The 24,328-nt window shown below is 71.0% G+C and carries 14 protein-coding genes; 6 read left to right on the top strand and 8 right to left on the bottom strand.

The annotated features are described in order from the left end of the window. Positions 1-3: 3 nt before the first annotated feature. Positions 4-2,913: an endo-1,4-beta-xylanase gene (locus FXF51_RS18005; RefSeq protein WP_148435636.1), complete on the bottom strand. Its 2,910-nt coding sequence runs from the start codon at positions 2,911-2,913 to the stop codon at positions 4-6. A gap of 207 nt (positions 2,914-3,120) precedes the next feature. Between FXF51_RS18005 and FXF51_RS62640 the strand changes: the two genes are divergently transcribed. Next, complete coding sequence (locus tag FXF51_RS62640) at positions 3,121-5,376, top strand: pectinesterase family protein (RefSeq protein WP_148435637.1); 2,256 nt, start codon at positions 3,121-3,123, stop codon at positions 5,374-5,376. A gap of 402 nt (positions 5,377-5,778) precedes the next feature. Here FXF51_RS62640 and FXF51_RS18015 read toward each other — a convergent pair whose 3' ends face one another. From FXF51_RS18015 to FXF51_RS18025, 3 genes are all read right to left on the bottom strand, one after another. Continuing rightward, positions 5,779-7,896 carry an ATP-binding protein gene (locus tag FXF51_RS18015; RefSeq protein ID WP_148435638.1) on the bottom strand — a complete coding sequence of 706 codons (2,118 nt, stop codon included), beginning with the start codon at positions 7,894-7,896 and terminating at the stop codon, positions 5,779-5,781. 184 nt (positions 7,897-8,080) lie between these two features. Continuing rightward, entirely contained in the window at positions 8,081-11,311 is a 3,231-nt protein-coding gene (locus FXF51_RS18020) for an MGH1-like glycoside hydrolase domain-containing protein (RefSeq protein WP_222871338.1), read from the bottom strand. Further along, the gene (locus FXF51_RS18025; RefSeq protein ID WP_148435640.1) at positions 11,308-12,696 is read right to left on the bottom strand and encodes a glycoside hydrolase family 43 protein; all 1,389 of its coding nucleotides are present in this window, start codon (positions 12,694-12,696) and stop codon (positions 11,308-11,310) included. The genes FXF51_RS18020 and FXF51_RS18025 overlap by 4 nt, the downstream gene beginning before the upstream one ends. A 300-nt stretch (positions 12,697-12,996) precedes the next feature. On the opposite strand from FXF51_RS18025, the gene FXF51_RS18030 reads away from it, so the two are divergent. Both FXF51_RS18030 and FXF51_RS18035 read left to right on the top strand, forming a co-directional pair. Then, positions 12,997-13,773 carry a protocatechuate dioxygenase gene (locus tag FXF51_RS18030; RefSeq protein ID WP_148435641.1) on the top strand — a complete coding sequence of 259 codons (777 nt, stop codon included), beginning with the start codon at positions 12,997-12,999 and terminating at the stop codon, positions 13,771-13,773. 87 nt (positions 13,774-13,860) lie between these two features. Then, entirely contained in the window at positions 13,861-14,742 is an 882-nt protein-coding gene (locus FXF51_RS18035; protein ID WP_148435642.1) for a protocatechuate dioxygenase, read from the top strand. Positions 14,743-14,769: 27 nt separating this feature from the next. Here FXF51_RS18035 and FXF51_RS18040 read toward each other — a convergent pair whose 3' ends face one another. Then, entirely contained in the window at positions 14,770-16,776 is a 2,007-nt protein-coding gene (locus tag FXF51_RS18040; protein ID WP_187414425.1) for an elongation factor G, read from the bottom strand. 183 nt (positions 16,777-16,959) lie between these two features. Here FXF51_RS18040 and FXF51_RS18045 point away from each other — a divergent pair, with 183 nt between their 5' ends. The 3 genes from FXF51_RS18045 to FXF51_RS18055 are packed head-to-tail and all read left to right on the top strand — an operon-like array spanning position 16,960 to position 20,742. Continuing rightward, positions 16,960-18,942 (top strand): APC family permease, encoded by a 1,983-nt coding sequence (locus tag FXF51_RS18045; RefSeq protein WP_148435644.1) that lies wholly within the window; start codon positions 16,960-16,962, stop codon positions 18,940-18,942. A gap of 52 nt (positions 18,943-18,994) precedes the next feature. Beyond that, on the top strand, positions 18,995-19,600 hold the full coding sequence (locus tag FXF51_RS18050) for a TetR/AcrR family transcriptional regulator (protein ID WP_262379609.1): 606 nt from the start codon (positions 18,995-18,997) through the stop codon (positions 19,598-19,600). Next, positions 19,597-20,742 (top strand): FAD-dependent oxidoreductase, encoded by a 1,146-nt coding sequence (locus FXF51_RS18055; protein WP_148435645.1) that lies wholly within the window; start codon positions 19,597-19,599, stop codon positions 20,740-20,742. The genes FXF51_RS18050 and FXF51_RS18055 overlap by 4 nt, the downstream gene beginning before the upstream one ends. Positions 20,743-20,840: 98 nt before the next feature. Here the strand turns inward: FXF51_RS18055 and FXF51_RS60835 are convergent, their stop codons facing one another. Genes FXF51_RS60835 through FXF51_RS18065 form a run of 3 tightly spaced genes read right to left on the bottom strand, consistent with a single transcriptional unit; the run spans position 20,841 to position 24,257 of the window. Next, complete coding sequence (locus FXF51_RS60835) at positions 20,841-20,981, bottom strand: hypothetical protein (RefSeq protein WP_187414426.1); 141 nt, start codon at positions 20,979-20,981, stop codon at positions 20,841-20,843. A 50-nt stretch (positions 20,982-21,031) separates the two neighbouring features. Further along, positions 21,032-23,539, bottom strand: a complete 2,508-nt coding sequence (locus FXF51_RS18060; protein WP_148435646.1) for a PEP/pyruvate-binding domain-containing protein — start codon at positions 23,537-23,539, stop codon at positions 21,032-21,034. Positions 23,540-23,549: 10 nt separating this feature from the next. Beyond that, entirely contained in the window at positions 23,550-24,257 is a 708-nt protein-coding gene (locus FXF51_RS18065) for a TetR/AcrR family transcriptional regulator (protein WP_148435647.1), read from the bottom strand. Positions 24,258-24,328: the final 71 nt, after the last annotated feature.

Here is a 24,328-nt window from a genome sequence, read left to right on the forward strand (position 1 = left end):
AGATCAGCGCCCGAGCAGCACCACCCCCCAGTGGCTGGTGTCCAGGTAGCTGCGCCCGGTGGCGTCGTTCCAGGTCACCGCACTCGTACGGGCCGCCCCCGTAGCGTCGTTGACCTGCACGTCGAAGCCCGCCGGCACCCCCTCCCCCAGGGTGACGGTCGGCATGGCGACGGCCGCCTCCACCACGTACCCGCCCGGCACGGCCACGGCCGCCGCCCGCACGTTGTCCTTGACGCCCGCGGCGTCGAACGTGCCGCCCACGGTGACGCGCCCCGTGAAGCTCACCCGGTACTGCCCGTCGTCGTCCTCGTACCCCTTGGTCTTGCCGTTCCCGGGGTCCACGAAGATCTCGACGGAGTCCTGCTCCCACGGGTTCGCCGACGACTCGCTCAACGCGGGGTCGGTGACCTGGGCCAGGACGTACAGGGTGGAGCCCGACCAGAGGGTGCGGACCTTGGCGGTGGCGCCGGAGGTGCCCTGGATCCAGGTGCCGGTGCGGATCTCGGGGACGCCGGACCACAGCCGGTCCACGGCGCCGTCCAGGACGGGCGGGGTCGCCCGGTGCGGGGCGGTGGTGCGCTTGACGGCCGGCGTGGCGGTGACAGTGCCGGTCCACGAGGTCAGGGAGCCGCGGTCGTGCACGGTGACCTGGACGTCGGTTCCGGCGGTGAGCAGGGCTTCCGCGCGGTAGCCGGTGGCGGTGCGGCGGACGCCCGGGGAGGTGCGGCCGAGGGCGCGGGTGCGGCCGTCCACGGTGAACGTGACCCGGTCGTCGGCGTTGACGACCGGGTCGGTCACCTCGGCGAGCACGTACAGGCCGGCGGACGAGGAGCGGGCCTGGAAGCCGGCCGAGACGTCGCCGACGCGGGCGAGGGGCGCGTCCGGGAGGAGGTCCCATTCCAGGTCGCGCTTGCCGTCCACCTTGACGGCCGCGGCGGGGGCCTCCAGCTTGCGGACGAGCGGAGCCAGCTTGGACGGGTCCACGACGCCCCAGTAGGCGGGCTTGGCCTGGAGGTCGTCGTCGAAGAGCAGCGGCGCGTTGAGCCGCGGGATCGGCCAGGAGCGCAGCCAGCTCACGTCGTCCGACTCGCCCCACACGGTGACGGAGCTGAGCCGGGCGGCCTGCCGGCGGAAGACGTCGAACAGCTCCTTGTACCGGTGCCCCTGCTGGACGAGCAGCTCGGGCGGGATGGTGTCGTAGGTGGAGACGAAGTCGGTGTAGATGCTCACGTCCAGCTCGGTGACCTGCTGGTCGAGGCCGAGCGTGGCGAAGCGCTCGATGGTGGCCTCGACCTCTGAGGCGGCCGGGTGCTCGATGTTGAGGTGGAGCTGGTGCCCGACGCCGTGGATCGGCACGCCTTCGCTCTTGAGCTGTTCGACCAGCTTGTAGAGGGCTTCGCGCTTGCGCGGGAACTCGGTGTTGTAGTCGTTGATGAACAGCTTGGCGTCGGGGTCGGCCTCGTGAGCAACGCGGAAGGCGGTGCGGATGAAGTCGAGCCCGGCGATCTCGTACCACTTGGAGCGGCGCAGCCCGTCCGGCTGGTTCTCGTCGACGACCTCGTTGACCACGTCCCAGACGGCGATCCTGCCCTTGTAGCGGGTGACGAGCGTGCGGACGTGCCGTTCCAGGCGTTGCAGCAGCACTTCCTTGGTGGCGCCCTCGAACACCCAGTCGGGGGTCTGGCTGTGCCAGACGAGCGTGTGGCCGCGCACGGTCATGCCGTGCCCGGTGGCGAAGTCGACCAGGTAGTCGCCGTCGGTGAAGGTGAACTCGCCTTCGCGGGGCTCGGTGGCGTCCCATTTCAGCTCGTTGCCGGGGGTGGCGCCGTTGAAGTGCCTGGCGAGCAGCTCGCCGTGCACGCCGAGGGTGTCGGGCCTGGTCAGGGCGGAGCCCATGGTGAACGGCACCTTGTCCTTGACGGAGGGGATGTCGGTCTGGACGGGCTTGGGCTCGACGTAGGTCATGGTGAAGTCGTCGAGGTGGAAGGGGAAGGTGCCGGTGTCGGACTCGATGTACAGGCTGAGGAACTCGACGTCGTAGGCCAGCGTGTACGTCCCGGAGAGCTGCACCCACTCCCCGGCGGGCACGTCCTTGGGCGCGACGATGCGCTCGTAGCTGGGGGTGCCGCCGGTGCGGCGTTCGATCGACAGGCCGAGGCGGCCGGAGGCGGTGTCGGGGCCGAGGCGCACCCAGGCGGACAGGGCGTACTTGTCGCCCTTGGCCATGCGGCCCAGGACGTTCAGCGCGGGCCCGTCCCAGGTGGCGGAGCGGCCGGTGACGGTGAGGCCGCGGGTCCCGGCGTGCGCGGTGGCGCCGTTCTCCAGGACGGCGGCGGCGCGCGGCGACCAGTCCTGCGCGGTGCCGTCCTCGAAGTCGCTGGTGATCGGCTCGCGGGTGGGGTCGCCGAGCGGGCTGAGCACGATGTCGTCGAGCAGGTACTGGGAGGTGGCGTCGGAGCTCTCCACGTAGAGCTGCACGTCGCTGGACTCGGCGGTGAACAGGTAGCTGCCCGACAGCCGCACCCACTCGCCGTCGGTGACGGTGGCCGCCGCGACCCGTTCGTAGGTGGTCTCGCCGCCGGTCGGGGTGCGCTGCACGGTCATCGCGATGGTGCTCGCGGGCTGGCCTGCGACCAGTCTGGCGTACGCGGTGACGGTGTAGCCGACGCCCCTGACGAAGGGTCCGGTGATGGACGCGCCGTGCCAGGTGGCGGTCCGGCCGCTCACCGCCAGGCCGCCGGAGCCGGTGCGGGCCGCGTCCGGCGTCACCGTGACGGTGACGCCGCCGCCGCGCGGTCCCCATCCCTGGGCGGTGCCGTCCTCGAAGTCGTACGTGAGGTCCGCCGCGTGCGCCGGAAGCACCGGCAGCAGGCATAACAGGGCGGCGACCACCAGGGCTCGAAGGGTGCGCACAGTGCTCCTACGGCATCCGGAATGAAAGTTTCAGGGAAACGCCGATAAATATCAGGCGGACTGTAGAGCCCGCTCGATGAGGGGTCAACAGTGCTGCAATCGCTTGTTGCAGGAAAGGTGCAGTTTCACTGCAGATCATTGACGAAGTGAGGTGTTTGAGCGAACGTTTCATGCAACCGATTGCCGCACTCCGTCAAGGCTGCGCCCATGCGACTTCTGTTACTCCCCCCAGTGATCGCCCTGACAGTGATCGCGACCATGACCCCCGCGGCCACGGCCGCGACCCGCGCCACGATCGTCGTGGCCGCCGACGGCTCGGGCGACCACACGACCGTGCAGGACGCCGTGAACGCCGTGCCCTCGGGCAACACCCGGCCGGTCACCATCCTGATCCGCAAGGGCACGTACAAGCAGCAGGTGGTCATCCCCGCCGACAAACCGCACATCACGCTGGCCGGCGACACCCGCGACCCGCGCGAGGTGGTGCTCACGTTCGACGCCTCGGCGTCCACGCCGAAGCCGGACGGCTCCGGCACCTACGGCACCTCGGGCAGCGCCTCGTACGTGATCAGCGCCCCCGACTTCACCGCCCGCGACCTCACCTTCGAGAACTCCTACGACGAGGCCGCGAACGGCAACAGCCAGGCCGTCGCGGTCAGGACGACGGGCGACCGGCAGGTCTACGACAACGTCAGGTTCCTCGGCGACCAGGACACCCTGTACGCCAACACCGGCTCCGCCACCACCTTCGCCCGCCAGTACTTCCACGACTGCTACGTCGAGGGCGACGTCGACTTCATCTTCGGCCGCGCCACGGCGGTGTTCGACCGCTGCGTGATCAAGGCGCTGAACCGGGGCAGCACGGACAACAACGGCTACGTCACCGCCGCCAGCACGGAGATCACCAACCCGTACGGGTTCCTGATCTACCGCAGCCACCTGGTCAGCGACGCGCCTGCCCGCACGTTCCACCTGGGCCGCCCGTGGCCGGCCGGCGGCTCGGTCACGGCGCGCGGCCAGGTGCTGGTGCGGGAGTCGTGGCTGGGCCAGCAGTTCAAGGACGCGCCCTGGACCGACATGTCGGGGCTGAACTGGCGCGAGGCCCGCCTGTCCGAGTACCGCAACCACGGGCCCGGCGCGACCGTCAACGACGACCGCCCGCAGCTCACCGCGGAGCAGGCCAGGACGTACACGCCGGAGAGGTACCTGGCGGGCGCCGACGGCTGGAACCCGCTGCGCCGCCCGGCCCCCGTGCGGCCCGAGCCCGGCCGCGAGACGTTGCCGCGCGGCGACGGCTGGGCCGCGGCCACGACCGGCACGACGGGCGGCTCCGCGGCCCGCCCCGAGGACGTGCACGTCGTCTCGACCAGGGCGGAGCTGCTGGCCGCGCTGGGCAGCCCGGCGGACAACACCCCGAGGATCGTCTACGTCAAGGGCGCCATAGACGCCGACACCGACGCCACGGGCAACCCGCTGACCTGCGACGACTACGCCGTGGACGGCTACAGCCTGCCCGCCTACCTGGCCGCCTACGACCCGGCCGTCTGGGGCAGGACCAGCGTGCCGTCGGGGCCGCTGGAGGAGGCGCGCAAGGCGTCGTACGCCAAGATGGCGGCGCACGTCACGGTCACCGTCGGCTCCAACGTCACGCTCATGGGCCTGGGCAGGAACGCCGCGCTGAAGAGCTTCGGCCTGCGCGTCAGCAACGCCGACAACGTCATCGTGCGCAACCTGACCATCACCGACACCTCCGACTGCTTCCCGCAGTGGGACCCGACCGACGGCGCTGAGGGCAACTGGAACGCCTCCTTCGACAACATGGAGGTCTCCGGCTCCACGCACGTGTGGCTGGACCACAACACGCTCAACGACGGCGACAACCCCGACTCGGGCCAGCCGCTCTACTTCGGCCGCCCGTTCCAGGTGCACGACGGGCTGCTCGACGTGGTCCGCGGCGCCGACCACGTGACGCTCTCCTGGAACCACCTCAGCGGCCACGACAAGGTGACGCTGATCGGCAACACCGACAGCCCGACGCGGTACGGCGAGGAGGGCAAGCTCAAGGTCACCCTGCACCACAACTACTTCGAGTCGCTCGGCCAGCGCACGCCCCGGGTCCGGTTCGGGCAGGTGCACGTGTACAACAACTACTACAAGGGCGGCCCAGGGCACGGTTACAGCATCGGTGTCGGGTTCGGCTCCAAGGTCTACGCCGAGAGCAACGCCTTCGACGGGATCGCCGCGGAGAAGGTGCTGACGGTGTTCAACGGCACGGCGATCACGGCCAAGGACAACCTGGTGGACGGCGTGGTGACCGACGTGGTGGCGGCGTACGACGCGGCCAACGGCACGACGCTCGGCACGGACGCGGGCTGGACCCCGACGCTGGTCCCGCGCGTGCATCCGGCCAAGGCGCTGAGGCATCTCGTGCCGGCGGGCGCGGGTGCGGGACGCCTGCGCTGACCTGACCCCGGGCGGCGGGCGGCCCCCTCACCGGCTCCCATCTGGGCCGCCCGCCCCCGGTCAGAAGACGAACCCGTCGTGGTTGACGATGTAGAGCACGCCTCCCCCGACCATGAGGACGGCTCCGGCCACGATGGCCGCCCAGCCGCCGACCCAGGCCGCGACCATCAGCCCCACGCAGGCCACGACAATCCCGACAAGCCTATAGATTTCGGCATTTTTACCCATAATCAGAGGGTTGCCGTTCGAAGGTGGGTGTATCCCACCCACGATGGGCACTCTTTCCTGTCCTCGACCTGGCCTGGCCTCGAAGACATGGACACGGACAACCTGCTCGATCGGCCAGCCGCCGGACGTGGACGTCAACGAGCTGGTCATCCGGCCCGCCAGGCAACGCTGAGCTCAGCCGAGCCCGTTGTGCAGGCCCTCGCCCTCCGGTTCGAGCGCGTAGGTGATGCCCGCGTCGATGTCGCTGTCGAACCCGGTGCGGTAGGCCACCTCGTAGGCGTTGTCACCGAGCAGGTCGCGGGCCTGCTCCTCGCACGTCCGCCGGGCCGCCACCAGGGCGGGGACACCGGCCTGCGCCTGCCCGTGGGTGCTCCAGATCCGCTGCGCCAGCCCGAGCAGCCGGGCCGCGCGGTGCGCCCGGCCGGCCGCGCCCGCCGCCAGCGCGAGCAGGTCGACCGTCAGGCCCATGCCGAAGCTGTCGTGCAGCCGCCGCCTGGTGCGCAGCGCCGCCTGACCGTAGGTGACGGCCAGGTCGAGACGCCCGGCGCTCAGCTCGGCCTGGCCGCGCAGGAAGTCGCCGTACGAGCGCATCGACTGCTCGCCGCACTGCTCGCACAGCGTGCGGGCGTCCTCCAGCACGGCGACGGCCTCCTCGACCCGGCCGTCCGCGGTGAGGGCGTGCGCCCGGCAGTGCAGGCCGACGAGCTTGGCGACGGTGAGCGGCTCCTCCTCCCACCGGCTCCGGTAGGCGGGCTCCGACTCGGCCATCGCCTGGATCAGGTCGCCGCGGATCACCCCGGCCATCGCCCTGAGCGCCCTGACGCAGCTCAGCGCGTAGGCGTCGCCGGAGGAAGCGGCGAGCGCGATCTGGGCGGCGCGCACCTCGGCGGCGTCCGAGTCGCCCTGCGTGGCCGCCAGGTGGCCGTCGGCCCACAGGGCCTGCACGAGCGCCGGGCCCGGCCGGGTGTCCAGGGCGAAGGCCTGCTGGAGGTAGTGGCGGCCTTCCTTGGCGTAGCCGCAGCCGTGCCAGAAGAACGCCAGTGTGCCGGCCAGCTCCAGCGCGGGCTCGCCGTCCTTGGCGGCCAGCGCGACCTCCAGGGCGGCGCGCAGGTTGTCGTGCTCGCCGATCATCCGGTCGTACCAGGAGATCTGGCCGGGGCCGAGCCAGCCGGCGGCGCCCCGCGCGGCCAGTGACAGGTAGTGCTCGCGGTGGCGCTGCTTGAAGCGCTCCTCCTCGCCGAGGTAGCGCAGCCAGCTCGCGCCGTACTCACGCAGGGTGTCGAGCATCCGGTAACGCTCGCCCGCGCCGGTCGGCAGCCAGGTCAGGATCGACTCGTCGGCCAGCGCGTCGAGCAGCAGCCCGATGTGGGCCTCGGGCAGCGCCTCGTCGGCGCACACCTCGCGCACGGCCTCGGAGTCGAAGTCGCCGGCGAACACCGACAGCCGCGCCCACAGCAGCCGCTCGGCGGGCTCGCACAGCTCGTGGCTCCATCCGATGGCGGTGCGCAGGCCGGGGTGCCAGGGCGGGTCGGCCAGGGCGATCGGGTCGTCGCCGAGCGCCGCGAAGCGGTCGTCGAGCCGGTCGGCCAGGTGCGCGACGGGCAGGTCGCGCAGCCGCGCCGCGGCCAGCTCGATGGCCAGCGGGATGCCCTCCAGCCGCCTGCACAGCCGGCCGATGGCCTCCTGGTCCTGGTCGGCGAGGTCGAACTCGGGGATGGTGTCGGTGGCGCGCTCGGCCAGCAGCGCCACCGCGTCGCCGGAGGCGGGCCGCGCGGAGCCCTCGGGCGGGACGGGCAGCGGATCGACCAGGAGCACCAGCTCGCCGGGGATCGCCAGCGGACGGCGGCCGGTGGCCAGCACGCGCAGCCCCGGCACCGCGTCGAGCAGCGTGGTGATCGTCCTGGAGCAGGGGCCGGCGAGGTGCTCGCAGGCGTCGAGGACGAGCAGGACCTCCCGGTCGTACAGGTGCTCGGCCAGCACCTCGGCCATCGGGCGGGTGCTCTGGTCGGTGAGCCTGAGCGCCTTGGCGATCGCGTGCGGCAGCAGCGGGCCGTCGACCAGCGGCGACAGCTCCACCAGCCAGGCGCCTCCGCTGAACTCGGGCCGCAGGTCGGCGGCGGCACGCAGGGCCAGGCGGGACTTGCCGACACCGCCCACTCCGGTGAGCGTCACCAGCCGTGAGCGCCGGCACGCGCGGCGGATCTGGTCGAGCTCGCCGCGACGCCCGATGAGGCTGGTCAACTCCGCCGGAAGGTTGCCTGCCTGCCACTTGCCTGCCATCGCGATCGCCACCCATCGGCTTCAGTTGTGACAGCAGCTTGCCTGATACTACCGCGCTCCGTCACTAAAAGTGAGAAAGTCATTACGCCCGCCGCACACCCGATGCACGTGATGGTGCGCCCGGGTCGCGGGTGACGTCAAGGCGCTCCGGGCCGTCGCCGGGCGCGCGTGTGGCTCGCGCGCCCGGCGCCCTGGCTCAGGTTCCGTAGGCCTTCACCTCCAGCAGGCCGAGCGAGCTGGTGCCGGTGGCGGTGAGCAGCACCCGCAGGCGGGTGGTCGAGGTCGCGGTGAAGGTGACGTTGTTGTAGGCGCCCTTGGTCAGCGTGTACGCCGAAGCGCCCGGCACGTCCACGTACGCGCTGCCGTTCCAGTACTGCAGCTTCCACGACGCGGGCATGTCGATGCCCTGGTCGTCGTCGAAGAAGTACACCTCGGCCCGGTTGAGGGTGCGGGCCGAGGACCAGGTCAGGTCCACCCACTGCTGCCCGGTCTCCGGCCAGCAGCCCCAGCGCGGGTTGACGGTGTCGTTGGAGGAGGGCGGGTCGATGCCGTCGTTGACCGCGGCCACGCTCTCCCAGGAGGAGGTGTAGGACGCGCTCGGCGTGGCCGACGCCGCCAGGTTGGCGGGCGGCTGGACGCCGCCCCGGTTGTACGCCTTGATCTCGGTGAGGCCGGTCCTGGCGCCGGAGGCGGCCGTGGCCAGCACCCGGATCCGCTGCGCGGTGACGGCGGGGAAGGTCACCACGTTGTAGTTGGCGCGCGGCGCGGCCGGGCTCTTGGCCTGGGAGGGCACGCTGACCCAGGCGCTGCCGTTGTGGTACTGCACGTCGTAGGAGGCCGGGGCCCGGTAGGTGGTGCTGGCCGGGCGGCTGTCCTTGAAGTGCAGCCGCACCTCGTTGAGCGTGCGGGCGGTTCCGAAGTTGAGCTCGTACCAGTCCTGACCGGCGGTGGTGCCGCCCCAGAACGGCTCGTTGATGGGGTAGCCGTCGACGGCGCCGGCGGTGGAGCTGCCCGAGGCGGTGGTGGAGGCCGTGGCGGTGGCGCCGGCGGCCAGGTTGGTGAGGTTGGCGGTCAGGTCGACGCCCGCCTTGGCCAGCATGTCCACCATGCGGGCGCTGGTGTGGCTGACCTGGCCGGGAGCCTGGAGGCCCGGGACGGCGGCGTTGTGGGTGACGGTGCCGGAGGTGGTGACGGCGCCGGTGGCCGGGTCCCAGGTGAACGGCACCAGCGACGACACGGTGGCCGCGCGGCTGCCGTTGACGTAGATGGAGTAGCCCTCGGGCACGCCGGGGTAGCGGACGACGCCGTCGGCCGGGTCGTCCCAGACGATGGTCAGGTCGGCGTTGCGGTAGCGCAGGTTGTTGACGGTGAAGTGGCTCCAGCCGATGTTGATCGGCGAGAGCTCCACCTTGGCGTCGTTGCGCGGCCGCAGCCCGGCGACGTCCTCGACGACGGTCCAGTTGCTGCTGCCCAGGATGTTGTGGTGGATCCAGGAGCGGTAGGTGATCGAGGAGCCGTTCCAGTCGGCCCAGAACTCGTTGGCGTCGGGCCACTGGGTGTTGCCGTTGACGTACTGCGCCCAGGCGTTCCAGTAGAGCAGCTTCTTGTACCAGGTCGCGTCGATCCACTCGTTGGGGTAGTTGCGCAGCACCGAGGAGAGCAGGCGGAACTGCACGGTGGAGTTGATCGTGGAGAAGTTGTTGCTGCCGGTGCCCGAGGCGGCCTTGTCGGCCTGGTTGGCGGTGTAGAAGGGGAAGATCGGGTACTGCGCCGGGTCGTCGAACAGGCGCAGGGCCTGCTTGTAGGTGGCGGTGTTGGGGATGGCGCCGACGGCGAACGGGTAGTAGTTGTTGATCTCCTTCCACGGCACCCATTCGTTGGTGGACTTCAGCCGGTGCTCGAAGAGCTGCCTGCCCGGGTTCCACAGCACGCCGACGATGGCGTTCTGGATCTGGGTGGCCAGGGTGCGCAGCTCGGTGCCCTTGGCCGTGTTGCCGATCGACTCGTAGGCCTGCGCGGCGGCCAGCGCGCCGCTGTACTGGTAGGCGGCCTCGGCCCGGTCCATGCGGCCCGGCTTCCAGTGGAAGGAGACGGCGTCGGCGTCGTTGCCGGTCAGGGCGCCCCAGTCGTACTCGATGAGCTTGTTGTTGTCGGTGTCGTAGTAGGCGAGCTGCCCCTTGACGTCCTGCTCGGCGTAGCGGGCCAGGTTGGCCGCGATGCCCGGCTGGCCGCCGTGGATCTGGTAGCTCTTCCAGGCCGCCTCGCCGATGTACTGCGTGTAGCTGTTCGACCAGTTCTCCGGGTCGCCCGGGTTGTCGAGGAAACGGCCGTTCTTGGAGGTCTGGCCGACGCTCAGCCAGTCGCCGTAGGCGTAGATCGGGTTGCGCAGGTACTTCAGGTCGTCGATGTGCATGGGCTGAGTGAGCGCGATCGCGTTGTTGTAGCCCAGCACGCCCTCGGTGGAGGTGGGGAACTGGAAGGTCTGGCCGGGGATGTCGGCGTCGAGGTGGTTGAAGCGCATCAGCCACCAGCGGTAGTAGACGTTCTTCTTGATGGCCGGCTCAGGCACGTCGATGTAGGGGACGTTCTCGGCCCACCAGCGGTTGTAGGCGCGCACGTGGGTGGCGAACGCGGTGGCGGCCGAGTAGCCGGCGTAGGCGTCGTACTCGGTGCGGGAGGCCGCGATCTCGTTGGTCACGAAGCCCATGACGACCTTGACCGTCACCGTGGCGCCGGCGGCGACGGTGACCGAGCGGTTCAGCCCGCCGCTGGAGACCGAGCAGCCGTCGCAGGTGAGCCTCGGGTAGAGGGTGGTGAGGTTGTTGTAGGCGTTCACCTGGCCGGTCAGCTCACTGCCGGTGCCGCTGGTCGCGTACGGCGAGGTGGCCCTGACCTGCAGCGTCGTCGAGGCGGAGCCGCCGTTGGTGATGGCCAGGTTGGCGACGGCCACGTTGTTGTCGGTGATGAACTTGGTCTGGTTGATCGTGATGGAGCCGCTGGTGTGGCGGCTCTTCCAGTGGCTGGGCGCCTGCCAGCGCGAGGCGACCTGCTCGGTGAACGTGCCGGGCGTGACGGCGACGGTGAAGGCGTTGTTGTTGCTGATGCTCTCCCAGTACGCGGCCTGCCCGGCGAAGCCGAGGGTGCCGGGCGTGTGCGTCTTCATGAACAGCGCCCGGCCGCGCGTCATGAGCCAGGTGCCGGCGGGGTCGTTGCCGGCGCGGGCCAGCAGGCGGTCCATCCAGAAGTCGGTGCCTGAGCTCTCGGCGTCGTAGATGGCCTGCATGTAGTTGCCGGTCGTGTACGACCCGGGCGGCGCGGGGACGGCCGGGCCGCTGAAGGTGGGGTAGCCGATCGTCTGGTCGGCGTAGGCGGCCGGTGCCGCCACCAGCCCCAGGACGAGGAGCAGGGCAAACAGCGCGCGTCTCACGAGAAGGCCCTCCATTCGAGCACGCCGGTCGAGTAGCCGGATCGCGAGGTGATGTTCAGTCGCAGGCGGGTGGTGCTGACGGGGGTGAACGTGGTGGCGTTGTAGGTGTTGGCCGCCACCCCGCAGCCGGACGCCCCCGGCACGTTGACGTAGGCGCTGCCGTTCCAGTACTGCACCTGGCAGGAGGCCGGCAGGTCGATGCCCAGGTTGTCGTCGAACCAGTAGACCTCGGACCTGGAGATCGTCTGGGCGGTGGGCCACTGGTACTCGATCCACTCGGTGCCCTGGTGGTTCCAGTTGCCGTAGGCGCCGTGGCTGTGGTCCTGCGAGTTGGCGGGCGTGTAGCCGTCCTTGATCGCGCCGAGCGTCTCCCAGGGCGAGACGTAGGAGGTGGACGGGGTGGCGGTGGCGGCCAGGTTGCCCGGGGTCACCGGCCCGCCGGTCTGGACGACCTTCTGCATGGTGCCGTCGGCGTTGAAGTAGAGCTTGTCGATGGTCACCGAGCGGCGGAAGTTGCCCCCGCCAGGGGCCGCGGCGTTGTGGTAGACCATGTACCACTGGCCCTTGAACTCGATGATCGCCGGGTGGTTCGTGGTCGAGCTGACCTGGTCGAGCACGACCCCGCGGTGCGTCCACGGGCCCAGCGGGTTGCTCGCCGTGGCGTACCGGATGCAGGCGTAGCCGGGCGCCGAGCAGGCCGAGTCGTTGGCCGCGTAGGCGAGGTAGTAGACGCCGTTGCGCTTGAACATCCAGGGGGCCTCCCAGAAGTTCGACACGCCGCTCGGCGTGATCACCGAACCGTTGATGGAGGTCATGTTGGCGTTGAGCCTGGCCGCGCGCAGGCCGTAGTAGGAGCCCCAGTACATGTAGACCTGGCCGTCGTCGTCGGTGAAGACGGTCGGGTCGATGTTCAGCGGCGAGGAGTTAGGGGTGCTGTCGCTGATCAGCGGGCCGCCGATGGCGTCGGTGAACGGGCCTGTCGGGCTGTTGCCGACGGCCACGCCGATGTTCATCCAGCCGGGGCCGTTGCCGTTGATCGAGGTGTACCAGTAGTAGCGGCCGTCGGCGCCGCGCTCGACCTCGCTGGCCCAGGCGTCCAGCCCTGCCCAGGAGAAGTTCGAGATCGACAGCTTGGCGCCCTGGTCGGTGAAGGTGGCGGCGTCGGTGGAGGAGAAGACGTGCCAGTCGCGCATGACGAAGTTCGTGCCGCCCGAGGGGGCCTCGTCGTGGCCGGTGTAGAGGTACAGGGTGTCGCCCACGACCAGCGCGGCCGGGTCAGCCGTGTAGATCGCGGTGGTGATCGGCGCGCCCGCCAGCGCGGGCCGGACGTCGGTGAGGAGGAGCAGGAGTGCCGCGGCGATGGCCGCCGCCCATCGTCGTCTCATGTGTTCGCCCCTTGCGGAATGTGAGCGTTAACAGTGATGACTCGGGACAACCTAAAAGGTTTTCGGGAAAGTAGACCGACCACCTGAGGGCTGTCAATCGCTGTCTGCAAACCGCTGCATCACCTTTGACGTGCCACGATGCGAATTCATGACTGCTGATCAGCTAGCGAACGCTTGGTTACAGTTCAGTATCGACCGAAAAGGCTTTCGGTGACTTCGACACGTGCGCCCGCCTGCGCGGAAAATCCGGCTGATCGTGAGATGTTCCGAGAAGTAGCTCCTGACCATTGAGGATCTTCCGTGGGACACGATCACGAGGGCCGGCGGGTCAGCCGCCGGCGGATGATCACTGGAGTCGGCTCGCTCGGGCTCGGCGGCCTGTTCACCGCCGGCGCGCACGCCACGTCCGAGCCCGACACGTACGCCAAGGCCGACGCGCTGTTCGCCGAGGCCAGGACGTGCTCGCTGGCGCCCAGCGCGCAGCAGGGCCCCTACTACTTCGAGACGCGCGCGCTGCGCAGCGACCTGCGCGAGGACCGGGAGGGCGTGCGACTGCGCCTGGCGATCAAGGTGCAGGACGGCCGGACGTGCCGGCCGCTGCCGGGATCGGTGGTGGAGATCTGGCACTGCGACGCGGCCGGGCTCTACTCGGGCGCGGAGGCGGAGTCGCGCGACGCGCTGAGCAGCGGCGGCAAGATCTCGATCAGCGCCGGGGAGAAGTTCACCGACATGCGGCCGTCCGACCGGCGGCGCTACCTGCGCGGCGCCCAGGTCGCCGACGGCGACGGCATCGTCCGGTTCACCACCGTCTGGCCGGGCTGGTACCCGGGCCGGACGGTGCACGTCCACGTGATGGTGGTCGTGGGCGGCGACCGGGCGCTGTGCACGGAGCTGATGTTCGACGAGGCGTACAACCGCAAGGTGCTGGCGCTGCCGCCGTACCAGGGGCACGACCAGCCGCGTGACACCTTCAACGGCAACGACCCCATCTACAAGGAGGGCATGCTCACGCAGGTCACCGCGGACGGCGACGGCTACCTGGCCGTCATCGTGCTGTCCGCCGGCCCCGACTCATGAGAACTTCATTCTGAGCAAAGGCACAGGTAAGAGGCGCCGTCCTACGGTGTGGTCCCAGACAATTCTGGACACACCGGAGGATTTTCAGTGGGACACGACCACGAGGGCCAGCGAGTCAGCCGCCGTCGCCTGTTCGCCGGCATCAGCTCGATCGGGCTCGGCACCCTGCTGGCGGCCTGCTCCGACTCGGGCACGTCGGCCGTCACCACGTCCACGGGTGCGACCGTGACGCCGCAGGCCACCACCGCCACCACCAGTGACCTGAGCGCGCTCTTCGAGGGCGCGAACACCTGCGAGCTGACCTCCACGACCACGCAGGGCCCGTACTACTTCGACGCCGACAAGGTGCGCGGCGACATCCGCGAGGACCGGCAGGGCGTGCGGCTGCGGGTCGCGATCAAGGTGCAGGACAGCGAGACGTGCGCGCCGCTCAAGAACGCGGTGGTGGAGATCTGGCACTGCGACGCAGCCGGGCTCTACTCGGGCGCGGAGTCGCTGTCCACGGGCGGGGGCGGCAACCCGCCCGGCAACGGCAGCCCGCCCCCGAGCGGCCGTCCCACGGGCGCCCCGCCCAGCGGGGGACCCGGTGGCGGCCAGGACGACGGCTCGATGGACCTCACGCCCACGGACGACAAGCGTTACCTGCGCGGCGCCCAGGTCACCAACGCCGAGGGCGTCGTCGAGTTCACCACCATCTGGCCGGGCTGGTACCGGGGGCGCACGATCCACATCCACGCCATGGTGCACGTCAGCAACGAGCGGGTGCTGACCACGCAGATGATGTTCGACGAGAAGCTCAACAGCGTGGTCATGGCCACGGCGCCGTACTCGGCGCACACCGGGCGCGACACGTTCAACGACGGCGACAACATCTACCAGGACGGCATGCTGATGAAGGTCGGTCAGGAGGGCGACGGTTACGTGGGGGCGATCGTCTTCTCCGCCGACTCTGGTAAGGACGGCATTTAGACACGCCGACTCTGACAAGGACGGCAGCTAGACGCGGCGTATCACGTGGATCAGGTACTCCTTCCTGTCGAGGGGGTTGTGGTCGGTGCGCGGGCGTTCGGGGATCGGGCCGCGTACGGGCTCGTACCGGTAGAAGTCGTACTCCAGCACGCCCTCACCCCGGGTCAGCCCCGGCAGCCGCTGCTCCAGCTCGTGCACCCGGGCCGCCGGGATCTCCCCCTCGACCACGGACGACGGCCCGGTGCGCGGGGTCGCGCCGAGCCCGGCCAGCACGGGCAGCACCGGGCCCAGCGCTTCGGGCGGCAGCTCCAGGCGGAAGCGGTGCAGCGGCTCGTACACGGTGGTGCCCGCCTGCCGCAGCGCGTCCATCAGCACGAGCGGGACCAAGTTGCGGAAGTCGCCGGCGGTGCTCGACATGCTCTTGTCGAAGCCGCCGTGGGCGCTGCTCTGCCGGGCGTAGTAGCCCGAACGGGTCAGCGTGACCACGCAGTCCACGACCTCCCAGCCGTGCAGGCCCTGCCTGAGCGTCTCGTGCACGGTCTCCTCGATCGTGCGCATGAACGCGTACGGCAGCGACCCCAGCTCCACCTCCAGCCGGAACCGCACCCCGCTGCCGACCGGCCCCGGCTCGACGCGCAGGCCGACGGTGGCGAGGAACGGGTTGGGGGGCACGGCGATCACCTCGGCGGCGGCGCCGGTGCCGGAGGGGCGCTCGACGCAGATCGTGGTGGTCTCCCGGAAGGTGACGTCGAGGCCGAAGTCGGTGGCCAGGGTCGCCTGGATGACCTCCTTCTGCACCTCGCCGTAGAGGGAGACCGACACCTCCTGGCGCAGGTCGTCCTGGCGCAGATCGATCAGCGGGTCCTGCTCGGCGAGCTGGGTGAGCGCCAGGAGCAGCGCTCCCCTGTCTGCGGGGCGGCGCGGGACCACGACGGTCTCCAAGGTCGGCGGCGCGAAATGCGACTCCACCGCCTTCGGCGCGTGGCCGGCGACGGTGGGCGGTTCCGCGGCCGTCGGCTCGTGGCCGACCGTGTCGCCGATGCGGACGTCGGTCAGGCCCCACAGGCGGGCGATGCGGCCCGCCGCCACCTCCGGCCGCCGCGCAGACGCGCCGCCGTCGAAGACGCCGATCGCCGTGACCTTGCCCGCCCGGCCGTCGCCGAAGCTCAGCCGGTCGCGGGTGCGCAGCGTGCCGCCGAACATGCGCACGTACGCGATCTTCTCCCCCGCCGGCCCGCGCTCGACCTTGAAGACGCTCCCCGACACCGGCCCCGCGGGGTCGCCCTGGGCGGCGGGCAGCAGCTCCTCGATGCCCGCCATCAGCGCCGGCACCCCCGTGCCCGTGATGGCCGAGCCGAAGAACACCGGATGCGCCAGCGCCCGCCCGGTCTGGGTGACCAGCTCGGCGCGCAGCCTCGGGTAGGTGAGCGAGGTCTCGTCGGCCACGTACGCGGCCAGCACCGCGTCCTCCTGAGCGGCGAGCACGTCCACCAGGCTCGTCGCGAAGGCCGCCTGGCCGTCGAACGGGGTGAAGGCGGCGGCGGGCGTGCCGAGGCCGGTGGCCGCGCCCATGGCGACCGCCCCCGGCGACAGCTTGGCGGCGATCTCGCGCAGCACGCCGTCGTACCGGGCGCCCCGCCGGTCGATCTTGTTGACGAAGATGAGCGTGGGCAGGCCGAGGCGGCGCAGCGTGCGCATGAGCACGCGGGTCTGCGCCTGCACGCCCTCCACCGCGGAGACCACCAGCACGGCGCCGTCGAGCACGTTGAGCACCCGCTCCACCTCGGCGATGAAGTCGGGGTGGCCCGGTGTGTCGATCAGGTTGACCGTGGTGTCGCCGACGGGGAACGAGACGACCGCGGACTTGATGGTGATGCCGCGCCGCCGTTCCAGGTCCAGCGAGTCGGTCTGGGTGTTGCCCGCGTCGACGCTGCCGACCTCGTCGATCACTCCGGCGGCGTGCAGCAGCCGCTCGGTCAGGCTGGTCTTACCGGCGTCCACATGCGCCAGGATCCCCAAGTTGAGCATTCGCACCGAACGTCATGTCCTCTGATTGGCTGACTCCTTCTTCCTCGTGGGACACGACAGTTGCCCGCATCTCGGTGCTCCTTCGGCTCGTCCTGGATTCGCCGACAGGACACCAGAGCCGCTCCCGGCGTAGCAACTCATTTACCCGGCGCTAAGGTGATACACCGTTCACGACGAGAGGATGATCCGGTGGACGGTAGCGGCGGGCTGGCCGTGCCCGAAGTGGTCGAGACTCCGGGCAGGACGGCACTGCCCGCCAACGGCCTGCTGCGCTGGCTGCTCAAGCATCGGGTGCAGCCGGTCGGCCCCGAGACGGCGGAGGGGCACGCCCCGCCCCAGGCGTGGTGGAAGGTCATGTGCCTGACGGGCGTCGACTACTTCTCCACCCTGGCCTACCTGCCCGCGATCGCCGCGACGGCGGCCGGCGCGCTGTCGCCGCTGGCGACCATGCTGATCGTGGCGCTGACGCTGCTGGGCATGCTGCCGATGTACCGGCGGGTGGCCAAGGAGAGCCCCCACGGGCAGGGCTCGGTGGCCATGCTGGAGCGGCTGCTGCCGTTCTGGCAGGGCAAGCTGTTCGTGCTGGTGCTGCTCGGGTTCGTGGCCACGTCCTGGATCATCACGATCACCCTGTCGGCGGCCGACGCCTCCGTGCACGTCGTGGAGAACCCGTTCTTCCCGAGCTTCCTGCACGGCCACGAGGTCATCCTGACCGTGGTGCTGCTGCTGGTCCTGGGCGGGGTGTTCCTGCTCGGCTTCACCGAGGCGGTCGGCGTCGCCATCCCGCTGGTGGCGATCTTCCTCGGGCTCAACGCCGTGGTCGTCGCCGTGGGCCTCACCGAGGTGTTCACCTCGCCCGGCGCGCTCGCCGCCTGGACCGACGCGTTGTTCGAGGCGCGCGGCGGGTTCGGCGGCATCATCGGCCCCGCCATTCTGGCCTTCCCACTGCTGGTGCTGGGCCTGTCCGGGTTCGAGACAGGCGTCAGCATGATGCCGCTGGTCGAGGCCAAGGGTGCGACCTCCGAGGAGCGGCTGGCCTCGCGCATCCGCAACACCCGCAAGCTGCTGACCGTCGCCGCGCTCATCATGAGCGTCTACCTCATCGCGACCAGCTTCGTCACGACCGTGCTCATTCCCGCCGAGGAGTTCGAGCCGGGCGGCGAAGCCAACGGCAGGGCGCTGGCGTACCTCGCGCACGAGCAGCTCGGCGACATGTTCGGCACGGTGTACGACATCAGCACCATCCTCATCCTGTGGTTCGCCGGCGCCTCCGCGATGGCCGGGCTGATCAACATCGTGCCGCGTTACCTGCCCGGTTACGGCATGGCGCCCGACTGGGGCCGCGCCGTGCGTCCCGTCGTGCTGGTCTACACGCTCGTCTGCGTCGTCCTGACGATCGCCTTCGACGCCGACGTGGACGCCCAGGCCGGCGCGTACGCGACCGGCATCCTGGCCATGATGGTCTCCGGCGCCGTCGCGGTGACCATCTCCGCCGTCCGCAACCGGCAGCGCAGGGCCGTCGCCGGGTTCACGGTGCTGACGCTCGTGCTCCTCTACGCGCTGGTGGAGAACATCAGGGAGAAGCCCGACGGCATCGCCATCTCCGCCGCCTTCATCCTCGGCATCATCGTCATCTCGCTCATCTCACGGGTCTCGCGGACGACGGAGCTGCGGGCCGACAGGATCGAGTTCGACGAGGCCGCCCGGCGGTTCGTGACCGACTCCCTGGACCACGACGGGCAGCTCAACCTGATCGCCAACCGCCGCCAGCACGGCGACAAGGCCGAGTACGACGGCAAGGAGTCCGAGCAGCGCGGCATGAACCCGGTGCCGGGCCGGGCCGACGTGCTGTTCCTGGAGGTCGACGTCATCGACCCGTCGGAGTTCAGCAACGTGCTGCGGGTGCGCGGCGTGCAGGTGGACGGGCACCGCGTGCTGCGCGCGGAGAGCCCCGCCGCGCCGAACGCCATCGCCGCCGTCCTGCTCGCGCTGCGCGACGCCACCGGGGTGCGGCCGCACTGCTACTTCGAGTGGGCGGAGGGCGCGCCGCTGATGCACATGTTCCGCTACCTGATCCTGGGACGCGGTGACACGGCTCCGGTCGTACGGGAGATCGTCCGGGCCGCGGAGCCGGACCCGGCCCGCCGTCCCGGCATCCACGTGGGCGGCTGATCAGAGCCCGTCGCAGGCGGCCGCGCCTTCGCATGAGCTACGATTTGGACAGTTGCCCAAGTCGATTGCCCAAGAGGAGAACATGGCCCACCTCTCCGCCGAACGCGGCAAGGCCACCCGCCGGCGGTTGCTCGACGCGGCCGTCGCCCTCGTCCCCGAGGTCGGCTGGGGCGGCGTCACCACCCGCCTCGTCGCCGAACGGGCCGGGGTGGCGCCGGGCGTGGTCCACTACCACTTCGCCTCCGTCACGGATCTGCTGATCGCGGCCGGCCTCGGCTTCACCGCCGCCCTGCTCGACCAGCTCGCCGCCGAACTGTCCGCGCGCCAGGACGTCGGCGAGGCCGTCGACTGGCTGCTCGCCGAGCTGTCGCGCTACAGCGGCACCGACCCGGCCTCGCTGCTGGTGGTCGAGCTGTTCCTGGCCGCCACGCGGCTGCCGGAGCTGCGCTCGCTGCTCGGCGAGCAGGTCGGCCGGTTCCGCGCGACGGTGGCGTCCTGGCTGACCGAGCGCGGCTACCGCGGCGACGCGTCCGCGGCGGCGGCCATGCTGGCGGCGTCGGTGGACGGGATCATGCTGCACCGCGCCCTCGACCCCGGCCTCGACCTGGCCGCGCTGGGCGGGCCGCTGCGGGCCATGTTCGGGGAGGGAACATCGTGAAGGTCGTCATCTGCGGCGCCGGCATCGCCGGGCTGACCCTGGCCTGGCACCTCGAACGCGCCGGATGGGAGGTGGAGCTGGTCGAACGGGCGGCGGCGTTCCGCGACGGCGGCTACATGATCGACTTCTACGGCCCCGGCCACCAGGTCGCCGGGCGTATGGGCCTGCTCCCCCGCCTGCTGCGCGACCGCTACCCGGTGGACGAGCTCAGCTACGTCGACCGCCACGGCCGGCAGACCAGCCACCTCAAGCTGACCGCCGGCCTGGAGGACGTCATCAGCCTGCTGCGCGGCGACCTGGCCCGCGCCATCGCCGACACCGTACGCGCCCCCATCCGCTACGGCGCCACCATCGAAAGCGCCGACCAGCACCCCGACGGCGTCACAGTACGGCTCAGCGACGGCACCACCCGCGAGGCGGACCTGCTCGTGGGCGCCGACGGAGCACGATCCCGGGTACGGGAGCTGGCCTTCGGCCCGGTCACCCCGCGCTACCTCGGCCACCAGGTGACCGCGTCCATCATCACGGACCCGGAGCTGAGCCGCCGGGTCGGCACCCGCTACCAGATGCTCACCACGCCGGGGCTGATGGCCGGCGCCTACGCGCTCCGCGACGACCGGCTCGCCCTCCTCTTCCTCCGCCGCGACCCATCCCCTGTCCTGCCCGCCGACCCCGGCCTGCGCCGGCACTTCGGCGACCTCGGCTGGATCCTGCCCGAGGCGCTGGAACGCGTTCCGCACTCCGGCGAGATCTACCACGACCTGGTGACGCAGGTGGAGCTGGAGCGGTGGCACCACGGGCGGATCGTGCTGCTGGGGGACGCCTGCCAGGCGGTGTCGCTGTTCGCCGGGCACGGGGCGAGCATGGCGATGGCGGCGGCGTGGGTGCTGGCCGACGAGCTGACCGCACCGGGAGACCATGCCGACGCCTTCGCCCGTTACCAGGCGCGCATGGCCCCGGTCATCGGCGAGGTGCAGCGCTTCGGGCGGCGCTTCATCCAGTGGATGGCCCCGTCCCACCGATGGCGCATCCTGGCCCGCGACCTCGTCTTCCGCCTGGCCGCCCTCCCCGGCGGCAGCCGCCTGTTCGTCAACTCCCTCAGCCCGGGCGGCCACAACCTCATCCGCCCTCATCACGTCTGACCACCCGCGTCTGGTCACCGTGACGCCGAGGGCGCCGTGCGAGAGCCCGCGCACGGCGCCCGGCCTCCGCTAACAGTGACGCGGGCGGCTCTCCCCACTCACGCCGCCGAGTCCTCCTCATCCTCCATCTCGTCGCCGCCATCGCCGTGCTCCAGCGTCCGCTGGGCGGCCCTGAACCGGGCGCAGCGCGCCTCCAGCTCGCGTTCGTCTTCCAGGATCCACTGTTCGATCATGGTCAACGAAGTGATCACAGGCGTCCCCGGGAGCGGGCCGACTTGACGCAGACTTTTCACCCGAGCAACTCGACCGTGCCCCGCTCCCCGTCCACCCTGATCCGATCACCGTCGCGCACCCGCATGGTGGCGTTGCCCGTGCCGACGACGGCGGGGATGCCCAGCTCGCGGGCGACGATCGAGGCGTGCGACAGGGGCGCCCCCATGTCGGTCACGACGGCGGCGGCGCGCGGGAACATCGGGGTCCAGCCCACGTTGGTCAGCGTGGTGACGAGGATCTCGCCGGGCTTGAGCCGCTCGCCCTCCTCTGGCCCCGAGATGACCCGGGCGACGCCCTCCACGACGCCGGGCGCGCCGGGGAAGCCGGTGACGGTGTCGCTGACCGGCGCGGCGGTGCCGCGCGCGTCATGGATGTCGGCCCGCCTGGCGGGGTCGGCGGCCCAGCGCACCGGGTCGAAGCGGCCCACGATCAGCGCCGGGTAGGGCGGCAGCGACGCGTACTGCTCGTAGGTGGCCCGGCGCACTGGCACCTGCTCCAGCGCGGACCTGTCGCCGCGCAGCAGCGCGAGCAGTTCGGGCAGGTGCAGGTAGAACACGTCGTCTCCGGCGCCGGTCAGCTCCCCCGCCCGTACGGTGAACGCGCGCAGCACCCAGAACGCCCGGATGTTCTCCGACCGGGCGGTCTCGCGGTCGCGTACGACGGCGTTCCACCTCCGCACCCTGTCGCGCATCCGGGTCTCCTTGCCGGGATGGCGCTGCGCGAAGCGCCCCCACGCCTGCTCCCTGGCCTTGGCCTGCCGTTCCAGCAGCGCGTCCGTGTCGGCCCGCATGTCGCGCAGGCCGGCGAGCTGGGCGTCGAGCCACGCCGGGTCCTCCCCCGGCCGGGCGATCGAGACCTCGAACTCGTGCGGCCCGCGATGCCCGTACCGGTGGGCGAACTCGTCCCTGGTGATCTCGCCGCGCGCCAGCCGGGTCAGGCCCATCAGCGGCCCCATGCTGGCCAGCTCGCCCTCGGCGTTGACGCCGGTCAGCATCGCCTCGGCGTCCACCTCGCCCATCATCTTGCGCAGCCGGTCGCGGGTGTAGACGAGCGTGGCGCCGCCCTGGCGGCCCGCGGCCTCCAGCATCTGGGAGGCGACGACCACGTGCGGGCGGATCTCCCGCTCCCACAGGGCGGCCAGCTCGGCGCCGGAGCCGGTGGCGGCGACGCGTTCGCGCAGCTCCTCGCACCGCGCGGGGGAGGCGGCCAGGAAGGCCCGCATGTGCTTCAGGTGGCGGGCGACGCGGCGCCTGATGCGGATCGCCATGGGCACCACCTTCCTGATCAGCTCCCACCGCGGCACCGGCACCAGCGGCACCTCAAGGCCGGGCGGCATCTTGCCGAAGACCTGGTCGATCACGCCGAGCCTGCTCTTCATGCCGAGGGCGGCGGCGATGGAGTGCACGACGCTGAGGTTCATGTAGAAGCGCCCGCCGATGTTGCCCACCAGGTCGAAGCCGGGCAGCGTGGAGGCGGACATGGCCTCTTCGATGAACAGCCGCACGTACGACCACGTGATGGGCGTCATCACGTCGGGGATGGCCTCGCCCAGGTTGCCGCCGGTCCACAGGTAGTCGCCCTTGAGGCTGTCGTTCCACTCCTCCAGGCGCGGCCTGAGCCCGGTGATCGGGCGGGCCTGCACGATGGCGAACGTGCCCGCGCGCCTGGTCCACTCCACGTCCATGGGGACGCCGTACAGGGCCTGGACGCGGGCGCCGAGCGCGGCCAGCTCCAGGGCCTGGGCGTCGTCCAGCACGCGGGCGCCGCGCAGTTCGGCGGGGACGGGCCGCTCCTCGGTGCCGCCGGTGCCGCCGGTGCCGCCGTCGGTGCGCACGGTCATGACGGTCTTGTCGCCGGTGCGCGCCTCGGTCACCCGGCCGCCGGACACGGTGATCGTGTCGGGGGTGACCTGGCCGCCGACGACGGCCTCGCCGAGGCCCCACGAGGCGTTGACGACGCTCTCGCCGCGGTCGCCGGTGAGCGGGTTCGCGGTGAACAGGACGCCGGCCGCGTCGGCGTCCACCAGCTCCTGGACGACCACGGCGAGCGCCACGTCGTCGTGCGGCACGCCGTTCTGGTCGCGATAGGCGATCGCGCGCGGGTTCCACAGCGAGGCCCAGCAGCGCCTGACGGCGTCGAGCAGGGCGTCGCCCCTGATGTTGAGGTAGGTGTCCTGCTGACCGGCGAACGACATGCCGGGCAGGTCCTCGGCGGTGGCGGACGAGCGCCCCGCCACGGGCACGTCGTCGCCGAGCGCCGCGTACGCCCGCAGGATCTCCGCCGCGATCTCGCCGGGAATCTCGCGCGCGGCGAACAGCGGCGGGATGCGGGCGGGATCCTCGGCGGCGGCACGCAGGATCTCGTCGTGGAGCCCGGCCACGAACGCCCGGTAGGCCCCGGTCGTGACGTGGAAGCCGCCGGGCACGGGCAGCCCGGCCCGGGCCATCCTGGCCAGGGAGGCGCCCTTGCCGCCCACGGTCGCGAGGTCGGCCGCAGTGTCGTCGAGAGGAAGTACGGCCCTCATGGCATGCTCCTTAGAGCCCGAGGGAGGCGGCCAGCTTGCTCTGGGCCACCTCCACGGAGGCGTCGAGAAATTCGAGGGTGGCCCGCGCGACCGCCTCGGCGTCGGCCGGCGGCAGGGGGCGGCTTGTGGTCAGGGCGCGTTCGATGGTGTCGGCCACGAGCTCGGCGATCCGTTCGTCCGACGGCCTGAGCTCGTCGGGAAGCGACTCGCGCAGGAACAGGAACCCGTAGACGATCGAGCCGACCGTCACCAGGTGCTCGCCGGGGTCCTCGCGGATCGCGCCGCGTTTGACCAGCTCGGCCACGTACGGGTCGAAGGCCGCCTCGGTCAGCGTCCAGCGCGTGCTGGTGCGTTTCTGGCGGGTCAGCTTGCCGAGCACCTGGGAGTCGCCGGTCAGCACCGCCTGGAGCAGCGGCCGCCGCAGCAGCGCCCGCGCGAACTCGCCGAACAGCTCGCCGATCGTGCCCGGCGCCCGATCCCGGACCTCGGTCGCCATGAGCACCCGCTCGCGGCGCAGCAGCGCGGCGAAGATCTCGTCGCGGGTCTTCCAGTGCAGGTAGATGGTGCCCTTGGCGACGCCGGCGCGCTGCGCGATGTCGTCGATCGTGGTCTTGTCGTAGCCCCAGCGCAGCACCAGCTCGGCGACGGCGTCGAGGATGCGGTGCGCCCGCTCGGCCTGGCGCGCCGGATCTCGTGGGGGCCGCCCTGCCTTGCCCATGCGTCTCACCCCATTTGTTTGACTAGATGAGACTATTTGGTCATTTTATTAAGCACAAGTTCACCCCGGCG

Source organism: Nonomuraea sp. PA05 (assembly GCF_008086045.1).
Classification (GTDB): Bacteria; Actinomycetota; Actinomycetes; order Streptosporangiales; family Streptosporangiaceae; genus Nonomuraea; species Nonomuraea monospora.

Bases quoted from the DNA above. Each gene is read 5' to 3' on its own strand.
- FXF51_RS62640 (WP_148435637.1), top strand. From the start codon at position 3,121: ATGCGACTTCTGTTACTCCCCCCAGTGATCGCCCTGACAGTGATCGCG.
- FXF51_RS18025 (WP_148435640.1), bottom strand. From the start codon at position 12,696: ATGAGACGACGATGGGCGGCGGCCATCGCCGCGGCACTCCTGCTCCTC.
- FXF51_RS18060 (WP_148435646.1), bottom strand. From the start codon at position 23,539: ATGAGGGCCGTACTTCCTCTCGACGACACTGCGGCCGACCTCGCGACC.
- FXF51_RS18065 (WP_148435647.1), bottom strand. From the start codon at position 24,257: ATGGGCAAGGCAGGGCGGCCCCCACGAGATCCGGCGCGCCAGGCCGAG.